This window comes from Rivularia sp. PCC 7116, from assembly GCF_000316665.1.
GTDB lineage: Bacteria > Cyanobacteriota > Cyanobacteriia > Cyanobacteriales > Nostocaceae > Rivularia.
This window is the reverse complement of record NC_019678.1, coordinates 2,579,989-2,591,777: the sequence shown is the minus strand read 5'-3', so window position 1 is coordinate 2,591,777 and position 11,789 is coordinate 2,579,989. Positions and strand designations below refer to the sequence as shown.

Genomic DNA, 11,789 nt, shown 5'->3' with positions numbered 1-11,789 from the left:
CCTAATTTTGAGGGAGAAAGATAATTTCAAGTCCCCCAGTTTTAGGGATTTGGGGGGCATATTAGATATAAGAAGAATAAATTCATACCTCAATTCAGCAATGCTGATTTTTCTCTTATTATGGTTTCTCTACCGATACTTTCACAGTTGCAGATATAGCAGTGCGTTGCGTATCCCCCAACATAAATTTACATTCACGGCTTTATGAGTCACACCTTAGCAACTTAATCAAGCTTATGCAACGATTTTTAATAAGTATTTCTTAATACTCGTTTACAGATAGTATATATGATGAATATTTTTTCAGATAAGTTTTGTTTAATAGTTGCTTTGTAATCTCATCGATCCCCGATAATTTTATAATTTTGGTTACGAAAGATACTATTTAAAACTATTTGAAATTCTGCGATTTAGCGGTTTGATTTCAAAATAATAGAGAAAAAAAAGACGTTGCATTACAACGCCTCTAAATAACTTGATGGTTATATTTATTCTCTTTATTCTTTTTATTCTTTAGAAGTACGTTTAAACCATTCTTGGTATTTTTGCTGCTTCTCTTCATTTTCTACCACAATGGAAACTCGCACTTTCTTACATCCGTGATTTTTCTCTAGCTGAATAGCGTTAAGAATCAAAGAAGCAGTTTTAGGTGAGTGAAATTCACCACTAACAGTTAAACTATCTCCAAAATCGCCGTCTGCGATTGATTGATTTTGCTCAAATTCTGAATGAGAAATTTCCTCTTCACCTAAATCAATTTCTGCAAGCTGCTTTGGCTCGACACCGGGTTCTTCAATAATCAGTTTTTCACGTCTGACGGGGATTTGAATCATCCGGGTTTCTATTTCCTTACGGATAATAACTTCGCCGATTTTGCGTTTGCTACGTTCGACAACTAACCGCTCACCTAACAAACGAATTATATCTTCTTCAATCTCTTCAACAATTTCAGACTCTTGAAGATGGTTTGCTTCAGTGTTTTCTGTGGGAGTCGAATCTGCTTTATAGTCGATTGGTTCGCTTAAGTTCAAATTGTCTGTCATATTAGTTACTTTATTGTTATTTGGTTGATATTCAGGTAATTGTGATAGTTGTGATTCATCAATATTTGCAAAAATTCGCTGAATCTTTGGCTCGATTTTACTAACTAACTTGCCATTTAGCACTAAAGAAGGATTATTCTCATTACCTTGAGATAACTGTTGTATCACAAAGGTAAGCTGACGATTTGCATTCAGCATCAAATCTTGAACTTTACCTATTAATCTACCTTGTCTGTCTACAACGTCAAAATTATTGACTCTAGTCCTCAGCTTGCTTAATAAGGCGATTAATTTTCTGGATTTAGAATTGGAATTATTACGACTACTATCAGTAACTTGGTTATCCATATTTATACGATTAATTTATAATCCCTTAATTAATTTTAAAGTCTATATCTAAAACTTTTTGCTAATCGCTTAATATACTTAAAAAAGCTTCATCCTTCTTCTCGTTCGGGATGAAGTTCAAATTACAGATATTGCATTTAGTGCCAACATTTTATCCGCTATATATAGAGAGCAACTATAGATAACGTATATTGTGAATAAAAATGAAAAATTAGTTATTAGTTACTAACTTATAACTAATAACTAATAACCAACGACAATTTTTAACATTAAAAATTTAGCGTTTTTCAGTAGGTAAGTTACCGCTATCAATATCTAACTCTTCGCGACGAATTGTTTCTTTAGCTTCAACAGTGTCGCGTTCTATTTCTTTCTTAACTTTTACTTCTTCGCGCACAAATGCTTCCTTACGGACATCAGCATTTTCTTCGTAAATTTCCATGTGAGCGACTTCACCTTCATTGAAAGTAGCTTCACCTGGAGCAACTGCTTTACCTGCATCTGCTGGAGTTACTCTTTCTACAATTACGCGCTCTTTTTCAACAGGTACAGAAACTGTCGCAGTTTCGGTTTCAACATGCTTACCAATTGCAACTTCACCAGCTTTACGACGCTGTTTGTTAGCAATTAAACGCTCTTCGTATAGTTTAATATTTTGATGGTCTGTATCGTTAACGTTGTACAGATTGGGTTCGTTGTCGTATTTATAAGTTTCGCGGTTATATGCAGGTGCATCCAGAGGAGCAGAGTCTTCTAATGCTGCGGATGCTTCTACAGGCTGGGTACGATATACACCGCGTACTTTCTCTTCGTAATCGTAATCGATTACCTGATTTTCATCGTATTCGGGCAAGTTTTCAGCTTGCTCTCTAGTCATGCCAATAGCATAAATGCGGTTGGAATTGTAATCAATGCGAGTTCTTCCAACAGGCATAATTACTTTCTTACCAAAAATCCAGAAACCTAAGTCAACTACTAAATAGCGAAAACGACCTTCTTCATCAACTAAAATATCGTTAACGGAACCAACTTTATCATCAGAACCTTCACCGTAAACGCTCATATCTTTGATGTCTTGACCTTGGAAAACATCGCGATAATTAGGGTCGTAATCTGCAACTTTATAAAGAGCCATAAAATTTTTATCTCCAATTTTTTTCTTCGTTACTAACTACGTTAAAAAAAATCAGTTGTAAATTCATCTTCCCCTCGACTGACTTCAAGTTTATGACGCACAGTCGTAAGTAGTATATTGTGTTCGTTCTGATAGCAAACTATATTAATAAGCATTAATAAGCAATTCATATCCCAAATCAAAAATATTGTGATTAAATTTTAAATTTTTATAGTTTAGAAAGTCTAGCTGTAGAAAAATATATTACAACAATAGAGGGGAAAATATGCGAGCCAAAATATATATGAAAAAACCCGGTTTTTCAAAAACCAGGTTCTGAATATAGCGTTTCCTAAGCAACTGAGGTACAGCGATTACCTCACCCCGATAAAGCTGTGCTTTATCTCCCCTCTCCTTATCAAGGAGAGGGGTTGGGGGTGAGGTTTTGTGTGTACTTCAATAGACTGGGAAACGCTATATAGCAGTTTTCAGTTGAATGGAATATACCCCTCTACTCAATAAGGAGAAGGCAAGGGGATAAGGTTTCTCAAACTGTATTGCACTCGAATGAAAAGCGCTATATTCGTGAAGAATTCAAATTCACAAAGCTATATGACAAAAACAATTGCCATTCATTTATAAGTTCTATAAATCTGAAATCAATTTTTACACGCGGTTATTGGGGTTATTAGAATCGTTGACGCGCAAATCCCCTTGAGTCTCGATGTCTAATTCTTCTCTACGAACTGTTTCTTTAGCTTCAACAGTATCTTGTTCTACAACTTTCTTAACTCTTACTTCTTCGCGCACGTATGCTTCTTTGTTAATTTCAGCCTGTTCTTCGTAAAGCTCAACTCGTGCAACTTCACCTTCAGCAAAATTAACTTTATCGGGATCTACTACTGCTGCTTCTCCTGTTGGTGTAGTTCTTTCGATTACAACTCGCTCTTTCTCAACAGGTACTGAAACTCTAGCGGTTTCAGTTTCAATATGTTTACCGACACTTACTTCACCAGTTTTGATGCGGGTTTTACTAGTGATTAAGCGTTCTTCGTAAAGTTTAATGTTGGAGTGGTCGCGGTCATTTAAATTGTATAGTGAAGAATCGTTTTGATAGTTATAAGTTTCTTTGTTATAAGCTACATTTTTAGCTTCCGTAGGACGATAAGCACCGCGTACTCTCTCTTCATAATCGTAATCTACGGTCATTTTCTCATCGTATTCGGGCAAGTTTTCTACTTGCTCTTTGCTGAGTCCATCTACATAAACACGCTTCTGATTGTAATCGAGGCGTGAAAGACCGATTGGTAACAAAATTTTCTTACCTAAAAATAATGGCCCAGTATCAATAACTAAATATCTGAAACGACCTTCATGGTCTACCAAAGCATCGTGAACTGAACCTACTTTGTCTCCTCCCTGAGTATAAAGAGACATTTCTTTAATATCTTCGCCACCAAAAACTTCTTTGTAATTGGGGTCGAAATCTTCAAGTTTATATAATGTCATAGAAGTTATTTCTAATTTTTTTACGTGTTGACTTAAGTGTAAAAAAATTACTTATGACTTTGCTTCCCGCTTGCGACCTAATTTTATATATTCCGTATCAGTCTATAGTTTGATAGGAATGGGGAATAGGGAATAGGTAATTGGGAATTGGTAATTGGGAATTGGTAATTGAGAATTGGGAATTGGTAATTGGGAATAGTTAGGAGTTAGGAGTTAGGAATTATATTTGTTTCTCCCCCATCTACCCCCCTCTTCCCCCTCTCCCATTACCCATGCCCAATGCCCAAATCCCAATTCTCAACTTCTTACCTGTTATAAAGTCGGGTCATTTCTAACAATCTTTGACTTATCTCTTGGGTAAGCTGCTCGTCGCTTTGATAGCGCCAGCGCCAGTTCCCGGCACTAACGCTGGGGTCATTCATTCTACCTTCATTACCTAAGTCCAAGAAGTCTTGGACTGAAAGAATGGCTAAGTCTCCTACTGAAGATAAAGCCATACGAATAAATTCCCAGTTGATTTCTTTGATTTCCTCGGGTGAAGAATATCCTAAGTATTTGGCTACGTGTTGCTTTTCTGCTTCTCCTGTTTGATTCCACCATCCAATGCTGGTGTCGTTGTCATGAGTGCCGGGATAAACAACGCAGTTGGGAATGTAATTATGTGGTAAGTAAGGATTGTCCGCTTCTCCACCAAAGGCGAATTGCAAGATACGCATTCCAGGTAGATCGAATCTATCTCGCAATTCTTCTACTTCGGGGGTAATAATTCCTAAGTCTTCTGCCATTACAGGTAAACTACCTAAAGCAGAATTTAAAGTTTCAAAGAATTTGGCATCCGGTCCTTTTACCCATTCGCCGTTGATGGCTGTTTCTTCTCCTGCGGGTACTCGCCAATAGGCCTCAAATCCCCTGAAATGGTCGATACGGACAATGTCTACATATTCTAAAGTTGCTCGAAAACGTTCTATCCACCAAGCAAAGTTAGTTTCTTCTAGTTTGTCCCAATCGTATACGGGATTACCCCAAAGTTGACCGGTAGCGCTAAAGTAATCTGGTGGGACTCCAGCAATATAAGCAGATTCTAGAGTTTCTGAATTTAACTGAAATATTTCTGGATTTGCCCAAACATCGGAACTATTATGGCAAACATAAATTGATATGTCGCCAACTATTTTGATGTCTTTATTGTTAGCGTAATCGCGTATTTTTTTCCACTGTTGGAAGAATTTAAATTGCAAGAATTTATGGTATGATACCTTGTCTTTTAATTTATTTTCCTCTGCTTTGAGCGCATCTTTTTCGCGACGAGCTACAGCACTATCCCAAAAATTCCAAGCTTTATAATCGTTGGCTTCTAGTAATGCCATAAACAGCACATAATCATCCAACCAAGTAGCTTGTGCTTTGCAAAAATTTTCAAATTCTTTATTAGCTATTTTTGCTAAAGATTTTTGAAAGCGTTGGTAAGCTTTTTGAAGAATTTTTGTTTTGTGAGGAATAACAGCATCAAAATCAACTCTGTGAGGATTATCGTTTACCTTTTCGAGAGGAGTTAGTTCTTCTGGAGTTAGCAAACCCTCTTCTAGCAACTGTTCTAAAGAAATCATCAAGGGATTTCCAGCGAAGGCGCTAAAATTCATCGTGTAGGGTGAATGTTCGTAACCTGTAGGTCCTAAAGGTAGAATTTGCCACAATTTTTGACCGCTTGAAACAAGGAAATCAACGAACTTATAAGCCGATTCACCTAAATCACCAATGCCAAATTTACTTGGCAAACTAGTTGGATGCAGCAAAACTCCACTTGCTCTTTCAAAACTCATAAAATGACCCTAATAAAGTAAAACAATAACAAACTGTCAAGATTTCATCAGTAGCTTGAAATATATATTAGTAAGATAGCTTATGGGAAATGAGGGCAGTTAAAAAAATTATGCAAAATCCATTGTTGAAAGATGACCCCCTGTGGTTTAAAGATGCAGTTATCTATGAAGTACCAGTACGTGCTTTTGCCGATAGCGATGGTGATGGAATTGGCGACTTCGGAGGACTAACTGAAAAGTTAGATTATCTCCAAGATTTGGGAGTAACGGCCATTTGGGTGCTGCCTTTTTTCCCTTCTCCTTTGCGAGATGATGGTTACGATATCGCTGACTATACCAGCGTTAATCCCATATACGGTAATTTGGAAGATTTCAAAAATTGCTTGAATGCTGCCCATCAAAGAGGTATTCGAGTAATTATTGAGTTAATTGTTAACCATACTTCCGATCAACATCCTTGGTTCCAGCGGGCGCGCAAGGCTCCCCCTGGTAGTCCGGAGCGAGATTTTTATGTTTGGAGCGATACTCCAGAGAAGTACGAAGAAGCAAGAATTATCTTCAAGGATTTTGAAACTTCCAACTGGACTTGGGACCCCGTTGCCAAAGCTTATTATTGGCACCGCTTTTATTCTCACCAACCGGATTTAAATTTTGAAAATCCTCAAATGCAAGAAGCATTGTTCGAGGTGGTAGATTTTTGGTTGGAGATGGGTGTAGATGGGTTGCGGTTAGATGCTGTTCCTTATCTATACGAGCGCGAAGGAACTAACTGTGAAAACCTTGAGGAAACTCATGCTTTTCTGAAGAAAATTCGCAAGCATATGGATGAAAAGTTCCCCAACCGGATGATGCTGGCTGAAGCAAACCAGTGGCCTGAAGATGCTGTAGAGTATTACAGCGGTGGGGATGAATGTCACATGAATTTCCATTTCCCTTTGATGCCGCGTTTATTTATGGGGCTGCAAATGGAAGATAGTTTCCCGATTATCGATATTTTGCAGCAAACGCCGCCGATTCCTGGTAACTGTCAGTGGGCGTTATTCCTGCGGAATCACGATGAACTGACTTTGGAAATGGTCAGCGATGAAGACAGGGATTACATGTACCGGGTCTATGCTCAAGACCAGCAGGCAAGATTAAATTTGGGTATTCGTCGCCGTTTGGCTCCTTTGATGGGTAATAATCGCCGACGCATTGAAGTTATGAATGCCTTGCTGATGTCCTTACCCGGAACCCCAGTGCTTTACTACGGTGATGAAATCGCCATGGGGGACAATATTTATTTGGGAGATAGAAACGGTGTACGTACTCCGATGCAGTGGAGTGCAGACCGCAATGGTGGTTTTAGCCGTTGCAATCCCCACAAGCTTTACGCTCCGGTAATTATTGACCCGGAATACCATTTTGAGGCAGTCAACGTTGAAGCCCAGCGAGAAAACCGCAATTCGCTATGGTGGTGGATGAAACGTTTGATCGCGACTCGCGGACGCTTTCAGGCTTTTGGTAGGGGTACTTTTGAGTTACTTTATCCAGAAAATCGTAAGGTTTTAGCATTTACTCGTACTTACAACGGGGAACACATTTTGGTTGTTACCAACTTGTCTCGCTTCGTACAGACAGTAGAGTTGGACTTAGCAGCATTTGACGGCATGATACCGGTGGAAATCTTCGGAAGAACCACCTTCCCAGCGATTGATGATGCACCTTATTTCATGAGTTTAGCGCCCCATGCGTTTTACTGGTTTACTCTAGACGTTCAAACAAATATTACCTGTCCGGTAAGACCTCAGAACCAAATACCAACAATAGTAGTCAGCGACAATTGGCGGAATATTTTCACTAAATCTGAAACAAAGGCAGCATTAGAAGAAATGCTGCCAGATTATATGTGTGCCTGTAGCTGGTTTGATAGTAAAAGCCGGGTAATTCAGTCCTCTCACGTAATCGAAGCAATTCCTATATCTTTCCGCTCCCTGGAAGCGGCAATTGTTTTAATACAGCTAGACTACACAGAAGGCGACCCCGAAACCTACGTATTACCTTTAGCTTACGAACCCGAAGGTATCAATCACGAACGCTTTAGCTCTTACCGCGAAGAAGTTGTAGCTAATATTGAAATACGCAGCGAGAAACAAACAGGGGTGTTATTTGATGCCCTAGCCGATAAAGAATTTCTTAACTTTCCTCTCGAAGCGATTGCTAATAAAGAAACCTATAAAGGCATGGCAGGTCAACTAGTTGCAGAATCTAGTAAAGATTTTACTGAGTTAGCTGGTGCCGGTTCTAACTTCGGATTAAAAGCCAATCTCGAAGCACATCTGTTACGTGGAGAACATAACAACACCTGCGTCATATATGGCGATCGCCTGATGTGCAAACTATTCCGTAAAGTAGTAGGAGAAGGCATCAACCCGGATTTAGAAGTGGGTCAGTTTCTCACCCACAGTTCTGCAACAACAGGACTGCCAGGGGCAGAAAACTTTGCTCCGGTTGCCGGTAGCTTGAATTATAGTCGTAAAGGCTTTGAGACTATGACTTTGGGCATGGTACAAAAATATATTCCCGATATCAGAGATGGTTGGGTTTATAGCCTTGATAGCTTACGCGACTTTTTTGAGCAAGTACAGGTAACGCAAATTGATGCTGTTGCCGATATCGATTTACCTCCTTCCTTATTATCGGCTGCCTTAGAAACCGAAATCCCTGAAATAGCTCAGGAAATGATTGGCTCCTATTTACGGAATGCTCAACTGTTAGGCGAACGTACCGCCGAAATGCACTTAGCATTAGTATCCGACCAAGAAGACCCAAACTTTGCCCCAGAAGCATTTACCTCCTTTTACCAGCGCTCGATTTACCAATATATGCGTAATCAAGCCGGACAGGTATTGCTGCTGTTGAAAAAGCATTTAATACAGCTACCAAGCGACCTGCAACCCGTAGCACAGGTAGTATTGAACAATCGAGAAATGATATTAGCTCGACTAAAATCAATACTCAACCAGAAAATTAACGCCATGCGAACCCGTACTCACGGGAACTTATGTCTAAATGAAGTGCTATACACGGGTAAAGACTTTATCATCATTGACTTTGAAGGCGACCAAACCCGTCCATTAAGCGAACGACGCATGAAGCGATCGCCCTTACGGGATGTCGCTGGAATGCTAGAATCCTTCTACTACTCCAGTCGCATCGGTTTACGCAACGAAAAAGAAAGCGGCATTATTCTTCCAGACGACCAGCCATTAATGGAACAATGGGCGCAATTCTTCTACACTTGGTCTAGTATTGCCTTTTTGCAATCTTACTTGAAAGCAGCGAAAGACGCACCTTTCATACCATCCGAACCATCAGAACTACAACTACTTTTAGATGGATTCGTACTAGAAAAAGTCATCATCGAGCTAGAACACGAACTTAAAAACCGTCCCAACTGGGTAGAAGTGCCTTTGTATCGTATTTTAGAACTGCTAGAGACTGCTTAATAATAGGTAATGGGGCATAGGGCATAGGGCAAAGGGAATGGGATGATTTAGGAGTTAGGAGTTAGGGGTTAGGGGTTAGGAGTTAGGAATTTTTAATTACTCTATATCCAATTCCCAATTGCCGATTCCCCATGCCCTATGCCCAATTCCCACATCTTCCTATAAATATAAAACATAATTACTACCCGAAACTGGCTTAAAATAACCACAGAAGATTTAATATTTAATTTAGTATTTACAATTTGGCAGTATTGCAGGATTATTCATTTTCATTAGGAGCAACATGGTATGTACCTCTCACTATGGCCTGGTAAACCATTACCTTTAGGTGCTAACTGGGATGGCAAAGGTACTAATTTCGCTTTATTCTCAGAGAATGCGACAGCAGTAGAGTTATGCTTATTCGATAAAGAAGGACGAGAAACTCGCTTAGCTTTAAGAGAAGTTAGTAATTTTACTTGGCACGGCTACGTACCTTCGATTGGCCCCGGTCAGCGTTATGGGTTTCGAGTACACGGTGCGTTTGCTCCCCATGAAGGACACAGATTTAACCCGAACAAATTATTGATTGACCCCTACTCTTATGCTGTTGACGGGGAGATTGGTTTCGGTGAAGAGATTTTTGGTTATCGTTGGGACGATCCCAAAGATGATTTGGGATTTTCGGAATTGAATGATGCTCATTTAATTCCTAAATCGGTAGTTGTAGATAAGAGCTTTGATTGGGAAGGAGATGAACTTTTACAAACTCCTTGGCACGAAACGGTAATCTACGAAACTCATGTCAAAGGTTTTACTAAATTACATGAAGAAATCCCGGCAAAATTAAGAGGGACTTATGCCGGACTCGCTCACCCTGCGACTATTTCGCATCTCCAGTCTTTAGGTGTAACTGCGGTGGAATTGATGCCGATACATCATTTTTTATCGCAACCGGGGCATTTAGTTGGCAGTGGATTGAAGAACTATTGGGGCTATGATTCAATTTCTTATCTGGCTCCTTACTCTGGTTACAGCGCTAGCGGTAGTTTGGGGCAACAGCTTAAAGAATTTAAGCATATGGTCAAGCGCCTCCATCAAGCCGGGATAGAAGTCATCCTTGATGTGGTTTACAACCATACGGGTGAAGGTAATCATATGGGGCCAACTATATCTTTACGCGGTATTGATAATGCCTCTTACTACCGTTTGGTAGACGGCGATTTACGCTACTATATGGATTTTACTGGTTGCGGTAATTCCCTTAACGTGCGTCATCCCCAGGTACTCAAGCTGATTATGGATAGTTTGCGATACTGGGTTTTGGAATGTCATGTTGATGGTTTCCGTTTTGACTTAGCATCTGCATTAGCTAGAGAATTATACGCAGTAGATAAACTCGCAGCATTCTTCGATATTATTCACCAAGACCCAGTTTTAGCAGATGTGAAATTAATTGCCGAGCCTTGGGACGTAGGTGAAGGAGGCTACCAAGTCGGTGAATTTCCCTTATTATGGTCTGAGTGGAATGGAAAATATCGCGATACAGTACGAGATTTCTGGCGTGGAGAAGACAGTCGTTTAGCAGAATTTGCCTACAGATTTACGGGTAGTTCCGACCTTTACGAATTTAACGGACGTAGTCCCAGCGCGAGTATTAACTTTATTACCGCCCACGATGGTTTTACGTTAAACGATTTAGTTAGCTACAACGAAAAGCATAACGAAGCCAACAATGAAGGTAACCGTGATGGAGAAAGTCACAACCGTTCGTGGAATTGTGGTGCAGAAGGAGAAACAGAAGACTTCGCAATTGAGAAGCTTCGTAAAAAACAGCGACGAAACTTTTTAGTCACTTTATTACTTTCCCAAGGAGTACCCATGATAGTTATGGGTGACGAAATGGGAAGAACTCAAGGAGGAAATAACAATCCTTATTGTCAGGATAATGATATTTCATGGTTAGATTGGGATTTACAAGAAGAAAACGAGAATTTACTCGATTTTACCCGACAATTAATTGATTTTCGTCGCCGACATCCAGTATTTAAGAGACGTAAATGGTTCCAAGGGAGAGCTATTCGCGGTACGGAAGTAACCGATATTTCTTGGTTTAACCCCGATGGCGGTAAAATGACCGAAGAACAATGGAATAGCGGTTTTGCTAAAGCTATTGGTATTTTTCTGAACGGTGAAGGAATCGCTTCACCAGGACCTAGGGGAGAGCGGATCATTGACGAAAATTTCCTAATCTTATTTAATGCTCACTACGAATTGTTGGAATTTATCATTCCCCCAGAATTGCAGGAATGGGAATGGGTAACTATTGTTGACACCACTAAACCCAGATTTGTTCAACGCGGTAAACGCTATATCGAAGATAAACCAATCAAAGTCGAATCGCGTTCTATAGTCATACTCCAGAGGCTTGGACAACTTAGCCAAGAATACGATTATGAATAGTTAATAGGGCAACGGGCAATGGGCA

The 11,789-nt window shown here is 39.8% G+C and carries 6 protein-coding genes; 2 read left to right on the top strand and 4 right to left on the bottom strand.

Annotated features, from left to right (window positions below):
- Positions 1 to 506: 506 nt before the first annotated feature.
- The 4 genes from RIV7116_RS10060 to malQ form a co-directional block, all read right to left on the bottom strand.
- A complete protein-coding gene (locus RIV7116_RS10060; RefSeq protein WP_015118190.1) occupies positions 507 to 1,391 on the bottom strand; it encodes a DUF2382 domain-containing protein in 885 nt (294 codons plus the stop codon).
- 277 nt (positions 1,392 to 1,668) lie between these two features.
- Positions 1,669 to 2,526, bottom strand: a complete 858-nt coding sequence (locus RIV7116_RS10055; protein WP_015118189.1) for a DUF2382 domain-containing protein — start codon at positions 2,524 to 2,526, stop codon at positions 1,669 to 1,671.
- Positions 2,527 to 3,171: 645 nt separating this feature from the next.
- Positions 3,172 to 4,014 carry a DUF2382 domain-containing protein gene (locus RIV7116_RS10050; RefSeq protein ID WP_015118188.1) on the bottom strand — a complete coding sequence of 281 codons (843 nt, stop codon included), beginning with the start codon at positions 4,012 to 4,014 and terminating at the stop codon, positions 3,172 to 3,174.
- 305 nt (positions 4,015 to 4,319) lie between these two features.
- Entirely contained in the window at positions 4,320 to 5,834 is a 1,515-nt protein-coding gene (gene malQ / locus RIV7116_RS10045; RefSeq protein WP_015118187.1) for a 4-alpha-glucanotransferase, read from the bottom strand.
- 110 nt (positions 5,835 to 5,944) lie between these two features.
- Between malQ and treS the strand changes: the two genes are divergently transcribed.
- Together treS and glgX are read left to right on the top strand one after the other, a co-directional pair.
- Positions 5,945 to 9,322, top strand: a complete 3,378-nt coding sequence (gene treS, locus RIV7116_RS10040) for a maltose alpha-D-glucosyltransferase (protein WP_044291693.1) — start codon at positions 5,945 to 5,947, stop codon at positions 9,320 to 9,322.
- A 288-nt stretch (positions 9,323 to 9,610) separates the two neighbouring features.
- Positions 9,611 to 11,764 (top strand): glycogen debranching protein GlgX, encoded by a 2,154-nt coding sequence (glgX, locus tag RIV7116_RS10035; protein WP_015118185.1) that lies wholly within the window; start codon positions 9,611 to 9,613, stop codon positions 11,762 to 11,764.
- The last annotated feature ends 25 nt before the right edge of the window (positions 11,765 to 11,789 follow it).